Annotated in this window: 18 protein-coding genes and 2 pseudogenes; 13 read left to right on the forward strand and 7 right to left on the reverse strand. The window is 65.5% G+C overall.

Annotated features, from left to right (window positions below):
- Window positions 1-97 precede the first annotated feature (97 nt).
- From GTP44_RS00405 to prmC, 7 genes are all read left to right on the forward strand, one after another.
- Window positions 98-787 (forward strand): response regulator transcription factor, encoded by a 690-nt coding sequence (locus GTP44_RS00405; protein WP_160988486.1) that lies wholly within the window; start codon window positions 98-100, stop codon window positions 785-787.
- A gap of 48 nt (window positions 788-835) precedes the next feature.
- Window positions 836-1255 carry a hypothetical protein gene (locus GTP44_RS00410; RefSeq protein ID WP_161017874.1) on the forward strand — a complete coding sequence of 140 codons (420 nt, stop codon included), beginning with the start codon at window positions 836-838 and terminating at the stop codon, window positions 1253-1255.
- Window positions 1245-1673, forward strand: a complete 429-nt coding sequence (locus GTP44_RS00415; protein ID WP_160988484.1) for a hypothetical protein — start codon at window positions 1245-1247, stop codon at window positions 1671-1673. Before GTP44_RS00410 ends, GTP44_RS00415 begins: the two co-directional genes overlap by 11 nt.
- A 92-nt stretch (window positions 1674-1765) precedes the next feature.
- A complete protein-coding gene (gene hemA, locus GTP44_RS00420; RefSeq protein WP_160988483.1) occupies window positions 1766-3040 on the forward strand; it encodes a glutamyl-tRNA reductase in 1275 nt (424 codons plus the stop codon).
- A gap of 74 nt (window positions 3041-3114) precedes the next feature.
- The gene (prfA, locus tag GTP44_RS00425; RefSeq protein WP_161017875.1) at window positions 3115-4191 is read left to right on the forward strand and encodes a peptide chain release factor 1; all 1077 of its coding nucleotides are present in this window, start codon (window positions 3115-3117) and stop codon (window positions 4189-4191) included.
- Between the two features lie 70 nt (window positions 4192-4261).
- Window positions 4262-4732, forward strand: coding sequence for a disulfide bond formation protein B (locus GTP44_RS00430; protein WP_161017876.1), 471 nt, complete (start codon window positions 4262-4264; stop codon window positions 4730-4732).
- Window positions 4729-5541 (forward strand): peptide chain release factor N(5)-glutamine methyltransferase, encoded by an 813-nt coding sequence (prmC, locus tag GTP44_RS00435; RefSeq protein WP_160988480.1) that lies wholly within the window; start codon window positions 4729-4731, stop codon window positions 5539-5541. Before GTP44_RS00430 ends, prmC begins: the two co-directional genes overlap by 4 nt.
- Here the strand turns inward: prmC and GTP44_RS00440 are convergent, their stop codons facing one another.
- Window positions 5542-6447 (reverse strand): histidine kinase, encoded by a 906-nt coding sequence (locus GTP44_RS00440; RefSeq protein ID WP_161017877.1) that lies wholly within the window; start codon window positions 6445-6447, stop codon window positions 5542-5544.
- Between the two features lie 286 nt (window positions 6448-6733).
- On the opposite strand from GTP44_RS00440, the gene gshA reads away from it, so the two are divergent.
- Window positions 6734-8347: a glutamate--cysteine ligase gene (gene gshA, locus GTP44_RS00445; RefSeq protein WP_160988478.1), complete on the forward strand. Its 1614-nt coding sequence runs from the start codon at window positions 6734-6736 to the stop codon at window positions 8345-8347.
- A gap of 4 nt (window positions 8348-8351) precedes the next feature.
- Window positions 8352-9395, forward strand: a complete 1044-nt coding sequence (locus GTP44_RS00450) for a histone deacetylase family protein (RefSeq protein ID WP_161017878.1) — start codon at window positions 8352-8354, stop codon at window positions 9393-9395.
- Here the strand turns inward: GTP44_RS00450 and GTP44_RS00455 are convergent.
- The 3 genes from GTP44_RS00455 to GTP44_RS27960 form a co-directional block, all read right to left on the reverse strand.
- The gene (locus GTP44_RS00455) at window positions 9392-11797 is read right to left on the reverse strand and encodes a PepSY domain-containing protein (RefSeq protein ID WP_371867120.1); all 2406 of its coding nucleotides are present in this window, start codon (window positions 11795-11797) and stop codon (window positions 9392-9394) included. The genes GTP44_RS00450 and GTP44_RS00455 overlap by 4 nt on opposite strands.
- Window positions 11794-13896: a TonB-dependent siderophore receptor gene (locus tag GTP44_RS00460; protein WP_161017879.1), complete on the reverse strand. Its 2103-nt coding sequence runs from the start codon at window positions 13894-13896 to the stop codon at window positions 11794-11796. The genes GTP44_RS00455 and GTP44_RS00460 overlap by 4 nt, the downstream gene beginning before the upstream one ends.
- A 134-nt stretch (window positions 13897-14030) precedes the next feature.
- Entirely contained in the window at window positions 14031-15614 is a 1584-nt protein-coding gene (locus GTP44_RS27960) for a methyl-accepting chemotaxis protein (RefSeq protein ID WP_161017880.1), read from the reverse strand.
- A gap of 305 nt (window positions 15615-15919) precedes the next feature.
- Between GTP44_RS27960 and GTP44_RS27315 the strand changes: the two are divergent.
- Window positions 15920-16027, forward strand: a pseudogene (locus tag GTP44_RS27315) (MarR family transcriptional regulator); the annotation flags it as partial.
- Window positions 16028-16077: 50 nt separating this feature from the next.
- On the opposite strand, the pseudogene GTP44_RS27320 reads toward GTP44_RS27315, so the two are convergent.
- Window positions 16078-16395: pseudogene (locus tag GTP44_RS27320) on the reverse strand (hypothetical protein); the annotation flags it as partial.
- A 395-nt stretch (window positions 16396-16790) separates the two neighbouring features.
- On the opposite strand from GTP44_RS27320, the gene GTP44_RS00475 reads away from it, so the two are divergent.
- Together GTP44_RS00475 and GTP44_RS00480 are read left to right on the forward strand one after the other, a co-directional pair.
- On the forward strand, window positions 16791-17216 hold the full coding sequence (locus GTP44_RS00475; RefSeq protein WP_161017882.1) for an organic hydroperoxide resistance protein: 426 nt from the start codon (window positions 16791-16793) through the stop codon (window positions 17214-17216).
- Between the two features lie 89 nt (window positions 17217-17305).
- Entirely contained in the window at window positions 17306-17758 is a 453-nt protein-coding gene (locus GTP44_RS00480; RefSeq protein WP_161017883.1) for a GNAT family N-acetyltransferase, read from the forward strand.
- Window positions 17759-17764: 6 nt separating this feature from the next.
- On the opposite strand, the gene GTP44_RS00485 is transcribed toward GTP44_RS00480, so the two are convergent.
- Both GTP44_RS00485 and GTP44_RS00490 read right to left on the reverse strand, forming a co-directional pair.
- Window positions 17765-18979, reverse strand: a complete 1215-nt coding sequence (locus GTP44_RS00485) for a sensor histidine kinase (protein WP_161017884.1) — start codon at window positions 18977-18979, stop codon at window positions 17765-17767.
- The gene (locus GTP44_RS00490) at window positions 18969-20306 is read right to left on the reverse strand and encodes a sigma-54-dependent transcriptional regulator (RefSeq protein WP_161017885.1); all 1338 of its coding nucleotides are present in this window, start codon (window positions 20304-20306) and stop codon (window positions 18969-18971) included. Before GTP44_RS00490 ends, GTP44_RS00485 begins: the two co-directional genes overlap by 11 nt.
- Window positions 20307-20464: 158 nt before the next feature.
- Between GTP44_RS00490 and GTP44_RS00495 the strand changes: the two genes are divergently transcribed.
- Window positions 20465-21769, forward strand: a complete 1305-nt coding sequence (locus GTP44_RS00495) for an efflux RND transporter periplasmic adaptor subunit (RefSeq protein ID WP_229256717.1) — start codon at window positions 20465-20467, stop codon at window positions 21767-21769.
- Window positions 21770-21801 lie beyond the last annotated feature (32 nt).

Raw genomic sequence — 21801 nt, forward strand, 5'->3', positions numbered from 1 at the left:
CTCAAAAAAAATATTTTTAGCCGTTTTGCCAATTGATTTGTGAATCTCTGTTATATTTGTCGTGACTTCTCCTTAACATTTCTGGACAGGCAACAGCATGAGAATTGCCGTACTCGACAACGACCGCAGCCAAGCGGAACTGATCTGCCAGGTGCTGACCTCGGCGGGCCATATCTGCCATAGTTTCCAGACCGCCAAAGACGTATTGGCGCAGCTGCGCAAGGACAGCTACGACATGCTGATTTTCGACTGGCAGGTGGTCGACCTGGGCGGCGCCGAGGTGCTGCGGCGGGCGCGGGAAAAGCTGCCGGACAACGCGCCGGTGCTGTTCCTGACCACCAGCTCGGGCGAGGACGACATCGTGGCCGGGCTGGCGGCTGGCGCCGACGACTACATGATCAAGCCGCTGCGCCGCAGCGAACTGGTGGCGCGGGTGCAGGCGCTGCTGCGCCGCGCCTATCCGGCGCAAAACGGCGCCGAGTCGCTGCAATTCGGCCAGTACGTGTTTGAAACCCGGCCGGGCCGGCTGCTGATGGACGGCGCCGTGCTGGACGTCACGCACAAGGAGTTCTACCTGGCGCTGCTGTTTTTCCGCAACATCGGCCGCCCGCTGTCGCGCGCCTACATCCACGAGGCGGTGTGGATCCGCGAGACCATCGTCCCGTCGCGCACCATGGACACCCACGTCTCGCGCGTGCGCAACAAATTGCAACTCAAACCCGAAAACGGCTTCCGCCTGGTGCCGGTCTACAGCTACGGCTACCGGCTGGAAAAGCTCGGCGCCTGATTGACGTCAGCCAAAGCAGACCGTTGGTGCGTGTGCTAGGCTGGTCGGATGGAAACCGTTACCGAATCGCGCTGGCAAGAACTGCCAGGCCAGCTCAACGCTGCGGTAGCGCCCGACTACCGCGCCCAGTTGGCGAAGCGCATCGCATCGCTGATGCCGCACGCGGACCAGCCTGACGACGTGGCTATGTCACTCAACTCTGTGCGGTCGTTGCTGCAATTCCTCGCCCGCCATCCCGAATTGAAATGCCCTGAAATGACCGTCACGCCCAGTGGCGATATTTACGCAAGCTGGCAGAAAGATCGGAGTTGCGTCTTCAGCGTGCAGTTCATGGATAACGGACAAGCCAGGTTCGTGGTGCTGCGCCTGGAATCCGCTGAGCAACTCTCTGGATTGACCAGCCCCGTAAGCTTGATGGCGACGGTCGCCCCCCTCAACGTCATGGCGTGGGCCGGCAATGAAAGGTGACATCCTCCCCGACGACGCTGACGTCACCCGACTTTGCACGCACCAGCAGTTGGATGCCAATGGTTGGCCCAAAGCGACAGCCTTTTTACCGAGGCCAACAGGGGCATTTGTGTCTGTGAACTGGCTGGAAGCGCTTCGGCTGAGTAGCAGAAGCGTTGAGGTTACAGAAATCTTGCGTGTGCTGCGCAGCAAACGTAGCGTAGGCCAACTCGCGAAGTTGGCGCTACTTCACGTTGGCCGCTGCCGCGCCATGGTGACGGCAAACACTAAACCAGGATTGACTATTCAATATCGTCACGAGCCTGAAACACAGCCTGACGATCCCTCGCACAGCGGGATTGACAACATTCCACATGATGACAACACGGCGGCGGAACTGCTCGCGCTGTCCGTGGAGGCCCTGTATCCCTCCCGCTAGCCGCGTAAACTGCTATAGCATGAGGCAGTCCTACGGGCAACATACTGGCAGTAGGGGTATAATGGCCGCATAATTATCTGTCTGGACCCGAAATGCAGCTGCTTGCCGTCGGCCTCAACCACCACACCGCTCCGGTCTCGCTCCGCGAGCAGCTGGCGTTCGCCCCTGACCAGCTCGGTCAGGCGGTGGTCGCGGCGCGGTCGTGGTTCGAGCGCATCGACCACCGGGGCGGCGACGAGGCGGCCATTCTGTCGACCTGCAACCGCACCGAGTTGTACGCCGCCAGCACCGTGCCCGATCCGCTCGACGCCGGCGCGCATTTCCTCGCCGATTTCCACCAGCTGAACTACAGCGAACTGCGGCCCCACCTGTACATGCTGCCGCAGCACGACGCCGTGCGCCACACTTTCCGCGTCGCCTCCGGGCTGGACTCGATGGTGCTGGGCGAAACCCAGATCCTCGGCCAGATCAAGGACGCCATCCGCACCGCCGACGAGGCGGGCGGCCTGGGCACCTATCTGCACCAGCTGTTCCAGCGCTCGTTCTCGGTGGCCAAGGAAGTGCGCAGCACCACCGAAATCGGCGCCCACAGCGTGTCGATGGCGGCCGCCGCCGTGCGCCTGTCGCAGCGCATCTTCGACAAGATCGCCGAGCAGAACGTGCTGTTCATCGGCGCCGGCGAAATGATCGAGTTGTGCGCGACACATTTCGCGGCGCAGAACCCGAAAACCCTGACCATCGCCAACCGCACGCTGGAGCGCGGCGAAGCGCTGGCGCACCGCTTCGGCGGCCGCGCCATACGCCTGGCCGACCTGCAGGACAAGCTGCACAACTATGACATCGTGATTTCCTGCACCGCCTCGTCGCTGCCGCTGATCGGCCTCGGCATGGTCGAGCGCGCCATCAAGGCGCGTCGCCACAAGCCGATGTTCATGGTCGACCTGGCCGTGCCGCGCGATATCGAGCCCGAAGTGGCGCGCCTGAACGACGCCTTCCTGTACACCGTCGACGACCTCGGCAAGGTGGTGCAAACCGGCATCGAAAGCCGCCAGGCCGCCGTGGCGCAGGCCGAGGCCATCATCGAAACCCGCGTGCAGTCCTTCATGCACTGGGTCGATGACCGCGCCGTGGTGCCGGTGATCCAGAGCCTGCAGGAAAACAGCGAGGCGCTGCGGTTGCTGGAACTGGAACGCGCGCGCAAGATGCTGGCCCGCGGCGAGGACGTCGACACCGTGCTGGAAGCGCTGTCGAAAGGCCTGACCGCCAAGTTCATGCACGGCCCGCAACAAGCGCTGCGCCACGCCCACGGCGACGAACGCGCGCAACTGGCGGAGATCCTGCCGCAGCTGTTCCGCGGCCGCCGTTAGCGCCACCCGCCCCCGCACTCCCCGCTTCCGTCGCCGCGCACGCGGCGCCTGTTTTACCTCACCCGAAACACGCTATGAAACCATCCATGCTGGCCAAGCTCGATCAACTGGCGAACCGCCTGGTCGAACTCGATGAATTGCTGATGTCCGAAGGCGCCACCGCCAATCTGGACAGCTACCGCAAGATGACCCGCGAGCACGCCGAGATCGGCCCGCTGGTGGCGGTCTACAAGTCCTATCAGGAAGCGCTGGGCGACAGCGCCGCCGCCGAAGACATGCTGGCCGATCCGGACATGAAGGACTTCGCCCAGGAGGAAATCGAAGCGGCCAAGGCCCGCACCGCCGAACTGGACCTGGCGCTGCAGAAAATGCTGCTGCCGAAGGACGCCAACGACGAGCGCAACATTTTCCTGGAAATCCGCGCCGGCACCGGCGGCGACGAATCGGCGCTGTTCGCCGGCGACCTGCTGCGCATGTACACCCGCTACGCCGAGCGCAACCGCTGGCAGGTGGAGATGGTGTCGGAATCGGCGTCCGACCTGGGCGGCTACCGCGAGGTCATCGTGCGCCTGGTCGGCAACGGCGTGTATTCCAAGCTGAAGTTCGAGTCGGGCGGCCACCGCGTGCAGCGCGTGCCGGCCACCGAGACCCAGGGCCGCATCCACACCTCGGCCTGCACGGTGGCGGTGATGCCGGAGGCCGACGAGGTCGAGGACGTCAACATCAACCCGTCCGAGCTGCGCATCGACACCTACCGCGCCTCCGGCGCCGGCGGCCAGCACATCAACAAGACCGATTCCGCCGTGCGCATCACCCACCTGCCGACCGGCATCGTGGTCGAATGCCAGGATGACCGCTCGCAGCACAAGAACAAGGCGCAGGCGATGAAGGTGCTGGCCACCCGCATCAAGGACGTGCAGCTGCGCGAGGCGCAGGCCAAGGAGGCGGCCACCCGCAAGAGCCTGATCGGCTCGGGCGACCGCAGCGAACGCATCCGCACCTACAACTACCCGCAGGGACGCATGACCGACCACCGCATCAACCTCACCTTGTACAAGCTGGACTTCATCATGGACGGCGACCTCAACGAGCTGGTCAACGCGCTGGTGGCCGAGCACCAGGCCGAGCTGCTGGCGGCATTGGGTGATTAAGAACGGGCTAAGGCTGAAATAGCAACTTTGTGCGAGAATCAGCCGCTACACCTCACTAACCGGACCATCCATGCTACCTACCCGCTCCCTGCTGCTGTCGATCGCCGTCGGCGCGTTCGGCCTGATCGGCGTCGCCCTGTACCTGCAGCACGGCCTGGACATGCTGCCCTGCCCGCTGTGCGTGATCCAGCGCTACCTGTTCCTGACCGTCGGCGTCCTGGCGCTGATCGGCGCCTACACCGGCCAGCCCAAGGTGTTCGCCGGCCTCGGCCTGCTGGCCGCGCTGGGCGGCCTCGGCACCGCCGGCAAGCACCTTTGGATACTGGCCCATCCCGGCCTGTCGTGCGGCATCGACCCGATGGAGACCTTCCTCAACAAGATCCCCACCGCCACCTACCTGCCGTTCCTGTTCAAGGCCGACGGCCTGTGCGAGGACGCGCTGGCGCCGTGGTTCGGCCTGTCGATTCCGCAGTGGTCGTTCCTGTGGTTCGGCCTGTTCTCGCTGGCGCTGGCCTGGCTGCTGATCCGCCGCGCCAAATGAGCCACAGCATCGCCGCCCTGCAACGCCAGTCCGCGCTGGACGCGCTGGACCACCGCGTGCTGCTGTGCCACGCGCTGGGCGTCAACCGCATCGCCCTGATCACCCAATCCGAGCGCGTGCTGACGGAAGAAGAAATGCGGCGCTACAGCGCGCTGGTGCGGCGTCGTCTGGATGGCGAGCCGATCGCCTACATCGTCGGCCAGCGCGAGTTTTTCGGCCTGCCGTTTGAAGTCGGCAACGCGGTGCTGATTCCGCGGCCGGACACCGAACTGCTGGTCGAGCTGACGCTGGACCGGCTGCCGCGCGATGGCCGCGTGCTGGACATGGGCACCGGCAGCGGCGCCATCGCCGTCGCGCTGGCGCACACCCGCAAGGACGCCGACGTCACCGCGCTCGACGTCAGCGCCGAGGCGCTGGCGGTGGCGCGCCGCAACGCCGAGCTTAACGGCGCCCGCGTCACCTTCCTGCACAGCGATTGGTATGCCGCGTTGCAAGGCGCGGCGCCGTTCGACGTGATCGCCGCCAACCCGCCCTACATCGCCAGCGGCGACCATCACCTGTCCGAGGGCGACCTGCGCTTCGAGCCGGTGGGCGCGCTGACCGACCACGCCGACGGCCTGTCGGCGCTGCGCACCCTCATCGCCGGCGCGCCGCCGCACCTGAAGCCGCAAGGCTGGCTGCTGCTGGAGCACGGCTACGACCAGGCGGCGCGGGTGCGCGCGCTGCTGGCCGACGCCGGCTACACCGACGTGCAAAGCTGGCGGGATCTGGCCGGCATCGAGCGCGTCAGCGGCGGCCGCGTGGCCTGATCACAGCCTGATCTGCAGTCGCCGGCGCAACGCCGACAACAGCAGCGCCGGCGGCGCCGGCTTGTACAACACTTCGACGAAATCGTCCGGCCGCGCCGGCGGCAACAGCGCGTGCAGCAGCACCGGCGGCGCCGCCTCGCGCGGCCAGATGTCCCACACGCTCTCGTCGGCGCAAAGGATCAGCGCCGGTTCGCGGTCCTCGGGCTCATACTGCACGTCGAACTCGGCGCTTTCCAGAATCTCGCTCAGGTAATCCTGCATCGGCTGGTGCGGCTCCAACAGCAAAATGGCGCGGCCGGCGCCAAACGGTTCCGGCCAGTCGAAATGCGGCGTCGGTGGCATGGCGTCGCGCTCGTCGGCCAGCGGCGCGCGGATTTCAAAGCGCAAGCCGTCGCCGCTGCACTGCAAGCGGCCGCCCATGGCGCGCACCAGGTGCGCCGCCACCATCACGCCCGGCAGGATGCGTTGATCGTCCAGCGAGGCGGTCACATCGCACCACGGGCCGTCCGGCGTGCCGGCGGCGAAGCGCAGCCGCACCTCGTCGCCCACGCGCCACGACTGCACCGCCAGCTGGCCACCGCTGTGCGCGCGCAACCGCGCCAGTACCTGCGTCAGCCGGCGCGCGTCCAGCAGCGCCAGCGCCGGCAGCTCGCCGTCCAGCGGCACATGACGCACCAGCGCGTGCAGATAGGCCGGCGCCACCGCCAGCTCGGGCGGCTGCAATTCAAACCGCGCGCATTCCTGCAGATCGGACAGCCACTCCAGCTGGCGCGTCACCTCGCTCTCCAGCATCGCCAGATCGGCCCAACCGGTGCGCACCTGGGTGGCGATGCGCGCCAGCGGCGCGCGCAGGTCGTGGTTCAACGCCGCCAGCAGGCGGGCGCGGATGCGGGCGGCGTCGCTCACCGCGCTTGCCCGGTTGTGGTCAGCTCCAAGATAACGCGCTCTTTTTAAGGAATCTTATCTCTTAGTATGCAATAGTTTTTCTCCTTGGGTTGAAGCCGACCTCCAGCAAAAGCGTTTTCACCGCCATCAGAATGGCGGGCTCGCAAATGCCCGGCCCGCTTGCCTGGCACGGAAAAAGCCGCGTCCTTTGCTAAAATGCTCTTCTTGCCGCCTTTCGGCGAGTTCCGCCAATTTCGGTTACTCTCTGCACCAATAATTATTTTGCTGCACCAGAAAGGATTTCAAATTGCCAACTCTTTTGACACGACGCCTGGCCTTGCTGGCCGAAGAAAAACACCGCGCCGTGCTGGCTGGCGGGCTGCGAGGCATCGAACGGGAGACCCTGCGCGTGGACCGCGCCGGTCATCTGGCGCGCACGCCGCATCCGGTGGCCATGGGGGCGGCGCTGACGCATCCGCAAATCACCACCGACTACGCTGAAACGCTGCTGGAATTCATCACCCCGGCCGAGCGGGACATCGCCACCACGCTCGCCAAACTGGACGGCATCCACCGCTACGCCTACAGCAAGCTGGGCGACGAGCTGCTGTGGAGCCAGTCGATGCCGTGCGCGCTGCCGGCCGAGCAAGACATCGAGATCGCCTGGTACGGCAGCTCCAACCTGGGCACGCTCAAGCATGTGTACCGCCGCGGCCTGGCGCTGCGCTACGGCAAGGCGATGCAGTGCATCGCCGGCATCCACTACAACTACTCGCTCGACGAGCGCCTGTGGCGCGTGCTGGCCGATCACGAGGCCGACAGCCAGGCCGGCGCGCCGCGCCTGACGCCGCGCGCTTACCAGTCGGAGGCATATTTCGCCACCATCCGCAACTTCCGCCGCTACAGCTGGCTGCTGATGTATCTGTTCGGCGCCTCGCCGGTGCTGTCGTCCGGCTTCCTGCGCGGCCGTCCGCACCAGCTCGACACGCTGTCGGCCGACACGCTGTACCTGCCGTACGCGACCAGCCTGCGCATGAGCGACCTGGGCTACCAGAACGACGCCCAGTCCGGCCTGCGCCCGCACGAGAACTGCCTCGACAGCTACGTGGCCACGATGACCAAGGCCGTCAACCAGCCCTACGAACCCTACGCCAGGCTGGGCACCAAGCGCGACGGCGAATGGATCCAGCTGAACACCAATGTGCTGCAGATCGAAAACGAGTACTACTCGACCATCCGGCCGAAACGCGTGATCCAGACCGGCGAGCGGCCGATCCAGGCGCTGTGCGCGCGTGGCGTGCAATACATCGAGGTGCGCTGCATGGACGTCGACCCGTTCGAGCCGGTCGGCATCAGCGAACAGGCCGGCCGCTTCCTCGACGCCTTCCTGCTGTTCTGCGCGCTGGAGGACAGCCCGCCGACCACGCCGGAGCAAGGCGCGGTCTATGCCGACAACTTCGCCCGCACCGTCAAGGAAGGCCGCCGCCCCGGCCTGACGCTGAACCGGCAAGGCGCCGAGGTGGCGCTGACCGCCTGGGGCGCCGAGCTGCTGGAACGCATCCGCCCGGTCGCCGCGTTGCTCGACGCCCAGCGCGGCGACCACGTCCACGGCGACGCGCTGGCGGCGCAATCGGCCAAGCTGGCCGACGCCACGCTGACGCCATCGGCCAAGGTGCTGCAAGCGCTGCAAGCGCACGGCAACTCGTTCAACGCCTTCGCGCTGGCGCAAAGCCAACAGCACGCGGCCTACTTCCGCGACCACCCGCCGAGCGCCGACGACGCCGCCTACTTCGACCAGTTGGCCGCCGTCTCGCTGGCTGAGCAGGCCGCGATGGAAGCGGCGCCGCAGGCCGACTTCGACGACTACGTCGCCGCCTACCGCGCCAGCAACCTGTGCCAGTCGCGCCAGGGTGGCGACTGACCTCATGCTCACCTTCTACAACGAACTGCACGCGCAGCACCAGGGCCGCCACGAATTCTTTCGCGGCGAACTGGTGCCCTGCTTTGACCAGCCGGCGCGGGCGGATTCGGTGTTGGCGGAGCTGGGCCGGCGCGGCCTGGGCCGCATCGTCACGCCGCACGGCGTGCCGTTGATGTCGCTGGAGCGCATCCACACGCCGCGCTACCTGCACTTTCTGCGCAACGCCTGGAGCGAATGGGTGGCGCTGGACCCGGCCAACGCCGGCAAGGACGCCATCCCCTCGGTGTGGCCGGTGCGCACGCTGCGCAGCGACATCGAGCCGCACAACTTCGCCGCGCGCATGGGGCTGTACTCGATGGACAGCGGCACGCCGCTGACGGCCGGCACCTGGACCGCCGCCAAGACCGGCGCCGACTGCGCGGTCAACGCCGCCCACGCGCTGCGCCTCGGCGAGCGCGGCGCCTTCGTGCTGAGCCGCCCGCCCGGCCACCACGCCGGCGCCGATTTCTTCGGCGGCTACTGCTTCCTGAACAACGCCGCGCTGGCGGCGCAGCACCTGCTCGACGACGGCGCGCGCAAGGTCGCCATCATCGACATCGACTACCACCACGGCAACGGCACGCAAAGCATCTTCTACCAGCGCAGCGACGTGCTGTTCATCTCGATCCACGCCGACCCGCGCGACGAATACCCGTTCTACCTCGGCCACGCCGACGAGCGCGGCGACGGCGACGGCCACGGCTTCAACCTCAACCTGCCGCTGGCGGCGGGCAGCAGCACGCAGGCGTGGTTCACGGCGCTGGAGACGGCCTGCATCCGCATCGGCAGCTTCGCGCCGGACGCGCTGGTGGTCTCGCTGGGGGTGGACACCTTCGCCGGCGACCCGCTGTCGCGCTTCGCGCTGCACAGCGCCGACTACCTGAAGATCGGCGAGCGCCTGGCCTGGCTCAACCTGCCGACCGCCTTCATCTTCGAAGGCGGCTACGCGGTCAAGGAACTGGGCGTCAACGTGGTCAACGTCCTCGAAGGCTACGAGACCGCGCTTTAATACACGTCGCGGCGGTAGCGGCCCGCTTCCGCCAGTTGATCGAGCCGGGTACGGCCGATGATGTCGGCCAGCGCGGCGTCGACGCCGCCGGCCATGCCTTGCAGGCTGCCGCAGACGAAGATCAGCGCGCCGTCATCGATCCACGCACGCAGTTCGGCGGCGCGTTCGCGCATCGCGTCCTGCACGTAGCCGCCGCCGTTGGCATCACGCGAGTAGACCAGGTCCAGTGCCGGCAGATAGCCTTTATCGCGCAGCCCCTGAATCTCTTCGGCGCAGATGGCGTCGTGTTCACGCTGGCGTTCGCCGAAAATCAGCCAGTTGCGCCGCGCCCCTTGCAGCACGCGGTCGCGCAGGTGCGAACGCAGGCCGGCCAGGCCGGAGCCGTTGCCGATGTAGATCGCCGGCGCCGATGACGGACCAGCGTCGAACGCCGGATTGGCGATCAACCGCACCCGCACCGCATCGCCAATCGCCGCCTGGTCGGTCAGCCAGCCGGAGGCCAGGCCCAGGCCCTGACTCCGCGCGCAGCGCACCTGACGCACGATCAGTTGCAACGTGCCGTCCTGCGTGATCGACGCCAGCGAGTAGCGGCGCGGCGCCACGCCGTCACCATAGTGGCCCGGCCAGATGTCCACCAGCGCGCCCGGACGCCAGCCGGTGCCGATGGCGCCGCGCAGCGTGATCTCGTACAGCGGCAAGCCGATGCTGCCAGGATTGAGCAGCACGCGTTTTTCCAAACGCCAGCTGGCGTAATCCGCCTCGCCGGCGGCGGTGCTCAGCGCCAGTTCGGCGGCATCGGCCGCGCCCTCGCCCATCAAGCCACGCAAGGCGTTGCCCCAACGGGCCAGCGCGCCGGCGTCGCCGTTGTCGACTTCAATCATCGGATGCAGCGGCTGCGCGCCCATGACGGCCAGGCGCTGATCCAGCGTATGCCCAAAGCCGCAGAACTGCGCGTAATTGCGGTCGCCCAGCGCCAGCACGGCGTACTGTACATGCTTGAGTTCTTCCCGCGCCGCGGTCAGCAGACGCGCGAAGCGGCGCGCGCTGTCCGGCGGCTCGCCTTCGCCGAAACTGCTGGCGACGAACAGCGCACGACGATATTTGCCCAACTGCGGCGGCGTCAGTTTTTCCAGCGATTGCACGTGCACCGCCACGCCGGCCTTCTGCAAGGCGGCCGCGCTTTGCAGCGCCAGACGCTCGGCCTGGCCGGTCTGGCTGGCGTAGGCCATCAGCACCGGATCGTCCTCCGCGCCGACCGGCAAGGCGCCGGCGGCGAACTGCGCGCGCTCGGCGCGGGCGATGCGTTTCTGCTTGCGGCGGTCGAGGTACAGCATCCAGCCGGTGATGCCGAAGCCCGGCAGCGCCAGCGCGGCGATGAACACGATGATCTGACCGGTGACGCCGAAGTAGGTGCCGATGTGCAGCGGGTAGATGGTCGACTGAATGCGCGCGCCGACCGGCTTGTCGGCGTACAGCTCATTTTTCACCAGTTCACCGGTCTGCGGGTTGATGCTCATGCTGCTGCGCGCCCGCACGTGCGGCGCATCCTTGGCCACCCACAGAATCTGCAGCGGCGCGGCGGCGCGCTCCGGCAGCCGCAGGAAGGCCATCTGCCAGTTCGGCGCGTTCTTCTCGAAGGTCTGCCAGCTGGCACTCAAATCGACCGGCTCGGACTTGGGTGGCTTGACGCCTTTCGGTTTCGGCGCGGCCGCTTCGCGCGGCGGACGCAGGGTGCCCATCCAGCCGTCCGCCAAGTTGCGGATCGGGTCGAAGGCCCAGTAGACGCCGGACAGCGTGAACATCACGAACACCACCAGCACCCAGGTTCCCGCCACCGAGTGCAGGCCCCACAGGAACGAGCGGCCCTTCATACGCGGGTCGAAGGTGAGCCAGGTGCGCCAGTCCCACACACGGCGCGGCCAGCGCAGATACAGGCCCGTGAGCGTAAGGCCCAGCAGCATGAAGGCCAGCGTGCCGCTGAACATCTTGCCGGTGTCGCGCTCCATCAGCAGGAAGCGGTGCATGCGCTCATTCCATTCGAAGAAGCCGTCGTACTTCAGCTCCGGCAGCAGCGCGCCGGTGTAGGGATTGAGATAAATCGTTTCGCCACGGCGCTCGCCCGGCGCCGGCGCCAGGCCGACACGCGCGCTGGAACCCGGCGTGTCGTACAGGATGATGCTGGCGACGCGTTCATGCGGCCTGGCCAGCAGCGCCGCCTGCGCGAACCGCTGCGGCGACAGCACCGGCGCGTCCTGCACCACCACGTTGCGCACACCGGGATTGAGCGCATCGAGGATTTGCTCACGGAAGGCGAGGAGGGCGCCCGTCAGGCCGATCACCATCAGCACCGTGCCGGCGGTGATGCCAACAAACCAGTGCAGCTGAAACCACAGCTTTTTCACAGATCCACCTTCACGCTCAGTTTAATCAGGCGCGGCGCGCCCGACGCCAGACGCGTGCCGGCACCGGCCCAATACTGCTTGTCGGCGGCGTTGTCGATATTGACCTGCCAGACGGTATGCTTGCCGGCGATGCTGGTGGCATAACGGCCGCCGGCGCTGAACAAGGTGACGCCGCCGAGGAAGGCCTGATTCAAATCGTCGACCGGACGGCGGCCGGTGTAATACGCGCCGCCATTGAACGACAGGCCCGGCACCGCCGCCAGTTCATACGACAGGAAGGCGCTGGCGGTCTGCTTGGCCGCGTTCTCCGGCAGCTTGCCGTTGTAGCTGGCGTTGATGTTGCGGAACGACGGATCGAGCCACTGCGCCGACGATTGCCACGACAGCTGGCGCGTCAGCTTGCCCTGCGCCGACAGCTCCAGGCCGCGATAACGCTGCTCGCCATCGCTGGTATAGACGTTGGCGGTGTTGGTGTACGAGCCGGGACGCTTGATGTCGAACAGCGCCGCCTGCAGCAGCGTGCCGCCCGGCACGCGCCAACGCGCGCCCAGTTCCTTCTGGCGGCTGACACCCGGCGCCATGCGCTCGCCCGAGTTGACGGTGCCAAGCGGCGCGGTGTCGCCCTCCTCCAGGCCCTGCGACGACGAGGCGTAGAACGACAGGTCGCTATCGAGCTTGTAGATCAGCGCCGTCATCGGCGTGGTCTTGCTGACGTCATAGTGATTGGCGCCCTGGTCGCTGCGGTACTTCACGCTGCGCACGCCGGCCACCGCCTGCCACTGCGGCGAGAAGGTCAGATGGTCGATCGCGTACACACCCTTGTCGCGCGTATCCAGCGCGGCGGTGCTGGGCGTGGTCGGGTAGGCGCCGATGCTGTAGCTGGTGATCGGCACCGGGTTGTACAGGTTCTGCGAGGCGATCGTGTAGTTGGCCGTGTAAATCGGGTCCTGGCCCTTGTCGGTGCGGTTGGCGCCGAAGGTGAGGTCATGCTGGACCGCGCCGGTGCGCAACGTGCCCGCCAGTTCGGCGCGCAGCATGGTGGAATCGAGTTCGCTGTGCTGCAGATTACCGGTGATGCGGCCGGCGCCGGTGGCCAACGCGGCGGCATTGGTGAAGCGGAAGATCGGCAGCGAGCGATCACGCGCGGTCTCGGCGTGGCCGGCTTCCACCGTCAGCGCCCAGTCGTCGCTAAGCGCATAGTCGGCGCGCAGCAGCACGTTCTTGCTTTCGGTCTCAAAGCGCGCCCAGTCCGGACCGACCAGGCGCCGAGGATCGACCGCGCGCGGCAGCGTGATCACGCCATTGACGGCGGTCGGCAGCTGAACGCCCGCCTGCTCGGTGACGCGGCGCTTGTCGTATTCCAGATCGGCCTTCAGCAGCAGGCGCGCGTTGACGCGCCAGTCCAGCGCCGCCGACGCGAACTTGCGGTTGCCGTTGCCCACGTCGTCCATGTAGGAAGCCAGCGTACCGCCGGCCAGGTTGACGCGCACGCCCACCTGCTGCGTATCGCCGAAGCGGCGCGCGACATCAGCGGTGGCGACGGCGGTGCCGTTCTGGTCGACCGTCATGCCCACCGTGCTGACCGGCGTGGCGCCGGCGCGCTTGGTGACGAAGTTGACCACGCCGGCCGGCGAGGTAAAGCCGTAGTACAGGGCGGTGGCGCCCTTCAGCACTTCGACCCGCTCCTTGTCCTCCATCGGCACCTGGGCGAAGTTCATGATCGCCAGTGAGCCGTTCAAGCGGTAGTTGGTGCGGTTCTCGACCGGAATGCCGCGAATCACCAGCTGGTCCCAGGTCTCGCCGCCGTTCTGCTGGCGCGTAACGCCGGCGGTGTTGCGCACCGCGTCGTACAAGCCGCCGGCCGCCTGCAACTCCAGCACTTCGCGCGTGATGACGTTGACGGTCGAGGGCACATCCATGATGTCGGCGCCACGGAAGCTGCCCGCCTCCACCGTCTTCGGCTCGAAGCCGTCCGCCCGCGCGGCGGTCACTTTGACGGCTTCTAGAACCTGGTCGTCGGTCTGCCCGGCTTGAGCATCCGCATAGGCATAGGCGGGGAATACGGCGGCGAGCGCGAGATAGACAGGAAGGAGACGCATGGGAATAACCTGATGAAAGAATCGCCCCATTCTACAGTGAATGGGAATGATTATCAATTACAGAATTACCAAGTGCCGCCAGATTGGGGCGAAAAAAAGCCGCTTCGCGGCGGCTTTCCTGTTGCCGGCCAGCTTCAAGCCGCCAGCAGCATACGCCCCGGCGGATGCCGCGCGTCGCCGCCGCCGAGCTTGAACGCCGCCACCGCCTGCGACAGATGGCTGGCCTGCTCCTCCAGTGACGCCGCCGCCGCCGCCGCCTGCTCCACCAGCGCGGCGTTCTGCTGCGTGGTCGCGTCCAGCGTCGATACCGCCTGGTTGATCTGGCTGATGCCGACTTCCTGTTCCTGACCGGCGGCGCTGATTTCGGTCATGATGTTGGTGACGCGCTCGATGCTGGCGACGATCTCGCCCATCGTGGCGCCGGCCTCGCGCACCTGGCTGACGCCGCCGTCCACCCGCGCCACCGAATCGCTGATCAGCGCCTTGATGTCCTTGGCCGCCTCGGCGCTGCGATGCGCCAGCGTGCGCACTTCCGACGCCACCACCGCGAAACCGCGGCCATGCTCGCCGGCACGCGCCGCCTCCACGGCGGCGTTCAGCGCCAGGATATTGGTCTGGAAGGCGATGCCGTCAATCACGCTGATGATGTCGGCGATGCGGTTGGAGGCGGCACGGATCGACTCCATGGTGTCAATCACATTGCCCACCACCTCACCGCCGCGCGCGGCCACCCGCGAGGCTTCCTGCGCCAGCGCATTGGACTGGCGGGCGTTGTCCGAATTCTGCCGCACGGTGGCGGTCAGCTGCTCCAGCGACGACGCGGTTTCCTCCAGGCTGGCGGCCTGCTGCTCGGTGCGGCCGGACAGATCCAGATTGCCGGTGGCGATTTCCGACGTGGCGGTGGCGATGCTGGCCGCGCCGTCGCGCACGATGACGACGGTGGCCGACAGCTTGCTCTGCATCTGCTCCAGCGCGCGCATCAGCTCCGACATCTCATCGTTGCCATGCACGTCAATGGCGTTGGCCAGATCACCGTCGGCCATGCGCTCGAAGTGTTTTACCGAAGCGCGGATCGGCACCAGGATCGAGCGCAGCAGCGAGACCGCCGCCGCCACGATCAGTGCCAGGCCGCCGAGGATGGCACCGATGGTCAGCCAACGCTGGTTGACGTAGCTCGCCTGACTCTGCTCATAGGCGCTAGCCCCCGATGCGGCCTGGAACTCGGCCAGCGCCTGGGCGCTCTCCGACAGCTTGGCAAAGGTCGGCTGCATGGTCGTCATGATGACCTTGTCCGCCAGTGCGGCGTCGCGATCACGCAGCGCGCGCAGCAGCGGCTGCAGCGCCTGCTCCTTGAACGCCAGGCGGTCCTTGTCCATCTGGTCCGACAGGCGCTTTTCCTCGCCGCCCTGCGGCAGCGCCAGATAACGCGCCCAGGCCTTGTCGGACGTCGCCACAAAACTTTCGGCGCGGCTCATGGTCTTGGCGGAATCGGCCAGCTCGGGGTGCATGGCCACCCGGTCCAGCGCCAGACGCGCGCGCGCCAGCGCCAGCTGCGATTCACCGATGGCCATGGCCGACGGCATGGCATTTTCGTTGACGTCGCGCAGGCTCAGGTTAATCTTCTGCATACCGTACAAACCGCTCACACCCGTCACGACCAGCAATACCCCAAGCAGGGCCATGGCCGTGATCAATCTGAATTTAATCGTCACTTTCATGATGATACTCTCCATCTACAATTGCGAAAAGGCCACTTGAGGTCGTGGAGTGAGCGCAAGGCTCGGACTCGGCGGCAGGATCGGCAGCGTAGCGGCTGCGTGAAAGGAGGGGAAACAGGGGTGGGGTTTCAACTTCGGAAAATTTCCCGATGGAATTAATTCTACGCTTAGTTTGTGAGAATTGGAAAGAATTTCTTCACTTGCAATTTGGATGAATGTTGTTCAACACAAGGCGCCCTACGTTCACACAGTGTCTTTTTCGGTATTTGGTTGCATAGCTAACTAATATTCGCTATAGTCTGTTCATGTTTGATCACTGCCTCTACTTCAACACCTCAGCGCTTGCGCGGCGCCTCGAGAAGGAATGGACCGATGCGTTTGCGCCCTTTGAGTTGACACCGCCGCAGGCCTTTACCCACACACCCAGATACTGATGCTTCAATCGCCAGTAAGGCATGCCTGTCGCTGCCATATCTTCATCACAGCATGCGGGGCAACCCTTTAGTGGATGAACATTCCGAAAACCCCCAATAGGCAACGCCAGGGGAAAATTCAGCATTTTTTTTGCAGACCTTCTCCCTGACTCCACCTGCTTCAGCTGGCTACTGTTCATGAACATCCGGAAAAAACGGAAAAGTGTATGCTCCTCCAGGATCTGCTCCGCCGTGCCCAGGCTACCTTGTGTTCTTACTACGAAGATGTCGAGTTCGCTATGGTCTTCGTGGAGGCTTCCTCCGCTTGCCGAACCAAAGAACATCTTGATGGTGTCCTCAGGAGACATAGCGCCACGAACCTGATGATTTCGGGCCAACAGGCTATACAAGGTCTCGTCTTCTTGCCAATTTAAAACCAACCCTTCTATTGGTTCTAATTGCGCCGCCTGTTGAGCGACCAATGCTTCTTCAATCTTTTTACGACTATTTTTTTTTCATTTTCGACTATATTTTGTTTTTTTTGACTTTATTTACGCGGAACATTTACGTCGAAAGCAGACTATATTTTTCAATTTTTAAAATATCGCTTGCTATTTGATCGCATACTATGTACAGTGTGCATATGGGCGCTGCAAACAGCGCGAGTTGTAGTAAATTAGCAAGCTGCTTTCTAACACGAAGGTAGCAAGCGATTGAATAGCCAACAAACTTTTGAAGTATTCACTCACTGAAAGGAATCATCATGTCGATCGAAAAAGTACTGTACACCGCACACGCTAAAACCACCGGCGGCCGCGAAGGCCAATCCGCTTCGACGGACGGCAAACTGAACGTGAAGCTGAGCACGCCAAAAGAACTGGGCGGCGCCGGCGGCGAAGGCACCAATCCTGAACAGCTGTTCGCTTCGGGCTACGCCGCCTGCTTCATCGGCGCGATGAAATTCGTCGGTGGCCGCGACAAGATCGCCGTGCCGGCCGACCTGTCGGTGGAAACCTCGGTGGGCATCGGCCCTGTCCCAACCGGCTTCGCCATCGAGGTCGAGCACAAAATCTCGCTGCCGGGCATGGACCGCGAAACCGCGCAGAAACTGGTCGACGCCGCGCACATCGTGTGCCCTTACTCGAACGCCACCCGCGGCAACATCGACGTGACCCTGACCATCGTTTAATCCAGTCAGCGGCATGCCAGGCCGGCCCCTCTCCGAGGCGCCGGCCTTTTCACATACAATCGATGTTTTGATTCCGAACGAGACAAGCAATGATTGAATGGCACTGGCTGGCTTTTGACGACATTCCGCGCGCCGACTGGTATGAGGTGCTGCGCCAGCGGCAGGCGGTGTTCATCCTGGAGCAGACCTGTTTGTATCCCGACATCGACGGCGCCGATCCGGTCTGCCATCACCTGATGGGCTGGCGCGACATCGACGGCCAGCGCACGCTGGTCGCCTATCTGCGCTGCGTACCGCCGGGCGTGAAGTTCGACCAGATGTCGCTGGGCCGCGTGCTGACCACCCAGGCCGGACGCGGCAGCGGCGTTGGCCGCGAGTTGCTGGCCAAGGCGATACCGCTGGCCGAGAAGCTGCACCCTGGTCACCGCTTCCGCATCGGCGCGCAGGCGCACCTGCAACCGTTCTACGCCAGCTTTGGTTTTCAGACGGTGACCGAGCCGTATGACGAAGACGGCATCATGCACGTGGATATGGTGCGCTGACTTTCTTCAGAACGTCAGGATGAAGCGCGCGCCGGCACCGACCGGCCGCGCGTGGCGCACCGTGCCGCCGTTGGCGTGCACCAGATGCCGCACCATCGCCAGGCCGATGCCCCTGCCCTGCTTCTTGGTCGAAAAGAAGGGCGTGAAGATATGCGCGGCCAGTGCTTCCGGCACGCCGGGACCGTTGTCCGCGACTTCGATCCGCAGACGGCCGCCACGGCTCAGGCGCGCGCTCACCTGCGCCTGGGTGCCCGCTTCCGCGGCGTTCTTCAACAGGTTGATCAGCGCTTGTTCCAGCTGGCCGGGATCGACCATCACTTCCAGCGACGCCGGTTCGACCGAGAACGTCAGCCTGCCCTGCCACTGCGGTTCCAGCAGCGCCTTCAAGCGTTCAAACAATTCTTCCAGCAGCACGCGTTGCGGCTGCGCTGGCGGCACGGTCGACAGGCTGCGGTAGCTGCCGACAAAATCGGCCAGGCTGGCGGCGCGGCGGGCGATCGCGTCCAGCGCGGTGTTGAGGTCTGCGTGAATGTCCGGCTGCAGATCGTTCTGTACTTCTTCCAGCAAGCCACAGGCGGTGCGCGACAGCGACGCCACCGGCGTCAGGGAGTTCATGATTTCATGGGTCAGCACTTGCACCAGCTCGCGCCAGGCGTTGAGGGCTTCGGCTTCCAGCTGGCTTTCCACCGGCATCAGCGCGGCAAGACGCTGCGCGACGCCTTGCACCGACAGCGCGGAAATGGCGACCAGCGCGCGCTCGGCGCCGCGCTCCGTGTTGAAGCTGACCAGTTGACGTTGGCCTACCGCCTGCGCGCCCAACAGCTGGTGCAGTTCCCGCGGTGCGATGGCGCGGCCGGGCGCCAGCAGGCGACGCGCGCTGGCGTTGAGCGGAGCCACGGCACCAGCGCCGCTTGCATGCTCGATGCGAAACAGCGCGATAGGCGCATGTTCAAGGCGGGCATCCAGCGCGAGGTTGGCGTCGGCCAGCGCGCGCGGTGTCTCCGGCGCGCTGGCGGCGATGCTTTCCATGTGCGGCATGCGCGGTGTGAGGCGATGCAGGCATCGCCAGAGCAAGCAGGCCGGCGCCAACGCGAGCAGGCCACACAGGACGATGCGGCGCGGCTCCGGCGTCGGCGCCAGCACGTCGGCGGCAATGGCGAGCGCCATCAGCCCCGCCACGCCGACGGCCACACCCAGCTTGAGCGCGCGCTCAGATGCCATGTTTGCCCAGCTTGCGATACAGCGCCGCGCGGCTGATGCCCAGCGTCTTGGCCGCGTGGCTGATGTTGCCGTTGAATTGCGCCAGGGTCGAGGCGATCGCCGCACGCTCGATGGCATCCAGTGTGGCGTCGCCGGTGACCGTTCGCGCGACAGCGATATGCGTGGCGGCAGGTGCGGCGGCGAGACCGAAATCGGCCACCACGTATTCCGCGCCCTGGCCCAATATCACGGCGCGCTCGCAAGCGTGGCGCAAGGCGCGTACATTGCCCGGCCAATCGTGCAGCAACAAGGCGTCCAGCGCACTGGGGGCGATGCCGCGCGCGGGGCGCTGGTACCGCGCCTCGTAAATTTGCAGATAATGCCGCAGCAGCACCGGCACGTCCTCGCGCCGTTCGCGCAATGGCGGCACGCGCAGCACGATGGTGTTGAGCCGAAACAGCAAGTCAGCGCGGAACACCGATGGATCGAACAGACTCGCTTCTTCCAGATTGGTGGCGCTGATGATGCGCACGTCGATCGCTTCCGGCTTGTCGGCGCCGATGGGCGTCACCTCGCGCCGCTCCAGCGCGGTCAGCAGCTTGGCCTGCGCCGCCAAGGGCATATTGCCTATCTCGTCGAGGAACAGCGAGCCGCCGCGCGCCGCCTGGAAGCGCCCGGCGCGATCCACCTTCGCGTCGGTGAACGAGCCTTTGCGGTGTCCGAACAACTCACTCTCGAAGGTCGATTCCGGCAACGCGCCCATGTCCACCGCCAGCAAGGTGCCGGCGGCACGGCGCGACGACGCATGAATCGCGCGCGCCACCAATTCCTTGCCGACGCCGTTCTCGCCCAACACCATGACATTCGCCTCGGTCGGCGCCACGCTGGCGATCAGCGCCTTCAGCTCACGCATGGCTTGCGACTCGCCCATCAGCGCCGACGAATCCGCGCCAACGCCGCGTTCCGCACCACGCCGCGCCAACGCCTGGTCCACAGCGGCGACCAGGCGCGCGTTATCCCATGGCTTGGTGATGAAGTCACCGGCGCCGCGCTTCAGCGCTTCCACCGCCAGCGGCACATCGGCATACGCCGTCATCGCAATCACCGCCGGCGGACGCGCCTGGGCACGCAGCAGGTCGAGCAGCGCCAACCCCTCCGCGCCGTTGATGCGGCCCGGCGTGAAATTCAGATCCAGCAGCACCACGTCCGGCACGCCGCGCGCCAGCAAGGCCGACAAGCCCGCTGGATCGTTCAGTGTGCCCACCTGCCCGTAGCGCCGGCGCAGCAGCAACTGCGCCGCGGTGGCGACATCGGCATCATCGTCAAGGATCAGAATATAGGTGGACATGCAAACATTCTAACAGCGGTTTTATCGCCGCAAACGGCGGTGTTTAAAGGCTGTCCACTTGCGAACAGCGGGCACTGTCCGTAAATGAACACCTGTAGCGCGACAGCGGCCAGAAACCGCGATTTCCGGCATGGCACAGGGTTTGCTGTAAGGCCGGTATGCACATCGAAAAAAAAATTCCGCCCCCGGCGCAGCAGCTACCCGCCAGCGGTGCAGCCATGGACAGCGTGGCGCCGCGCAGGCGCGGCAAGCGCCTCGCCATCATCGCCGGCGCCGTGCTGGCGTTTGCCGCGGCAACCTGCGCGCTGTGGGCATGGATGCCGCGCGGCCTGCAAATAGATGGCGGCGACCTGCGCATCGGCCAGGCGACGCGCGGCGTCTTTGTCGATGAGGTGATTGTGCGCGCCAACGCCGAGCCGCTCAATGCCGTCATTCTCGACGCGGTGGAATCCGGCCGCGTGGAGGAAGTCTTCGCCGCCGATGGGGCGCTGGTCAAAAAAGGCCAGCTGCTGTTCCGCATCTCCAACCCGCAGCGCAACCTGGAACTGCTGGCGCGCCAGTACGAGCATTCGGTCAGCATTTTCAACTTGTCCAACCTGCGCGTGTCGCAGCAGGCCAGCGCCAGCGATCACCAGCGACGGCTGGACGACTTACAATTCGCGCTCGATCAGGCGCGCAAGCAGCATGCGCGCAACGTCCGGCTGGCGACCCAAGGCTTCATCTCCGGCGTGGCGCTGGAAGAATCGGAAGACCGGTTGGCGCAGCAGGAGCGCTCGCTCAGGCAGGAGCAGCATGCCAACGCCGCCGAGACACGCGTGCGGCAAGGCGCGGAACAGCAACTGGAAAGCTCGATACAGGGCCTTAACTCGGGCCTCAGACTGGTCTCCGCCACCGTCGACGCGCTGGCCGTGCGCGCGCCGGCCGACGGGCGCCTGACCAACTTTCGCCTGCAGATCGGCGAGTCCATCGCCACCGGCAAGAACATCGGACGTATCGACGATCCGTTGCGCTTCAAGCTCACCGCCAGCGTGGACGAGTACTACCTGAACCGCATGGCGGTCGGCCGCCACGGCAGCGTGAAGCAGGATGAGCGCAACTACGCCGCCGACATCAGCACCATCTACCCGCAGATCAAGGACGGCCGCTTCACCGTCGAATTGGTGTTCACCAGGGGCCAGCCGCCGGTGCTCAATCCCGGCCAGAGTCTGGACGCGCGCATCACGCTGGGCGAGCCGTCCACCGCGCTGTTGCTGCCCAACGGCGCCTTCATCAACGACAGCGGCGGGGCCTGGGTGTATGTGCTGGACGACGGCGGCCGCAACGCCCAGCGTCGCGCCGTGCGCACCGGTCGCCGCAACAACAGCCAGATCGAAGTGCTGGACGGCCTGAAGGCCGGCGACAAGGTCATTCTGTCCAGCTACGCCGCCTACGGAAATTCACCACGGCTGCACATTACGCAGTAACCTCTTATCCACTCACCATAAGGCACACGCAC

Source organism: Duganella lactea, assembly GCF_009857505.1.
GTDB classification, from domain to species: domain Bacteria; phylum Pseudomonadota; class Gammaproteobacteria; order Burkholderiales; family Burkholderiaceae_D; genus Rugamonas; species Rugamonas lactea.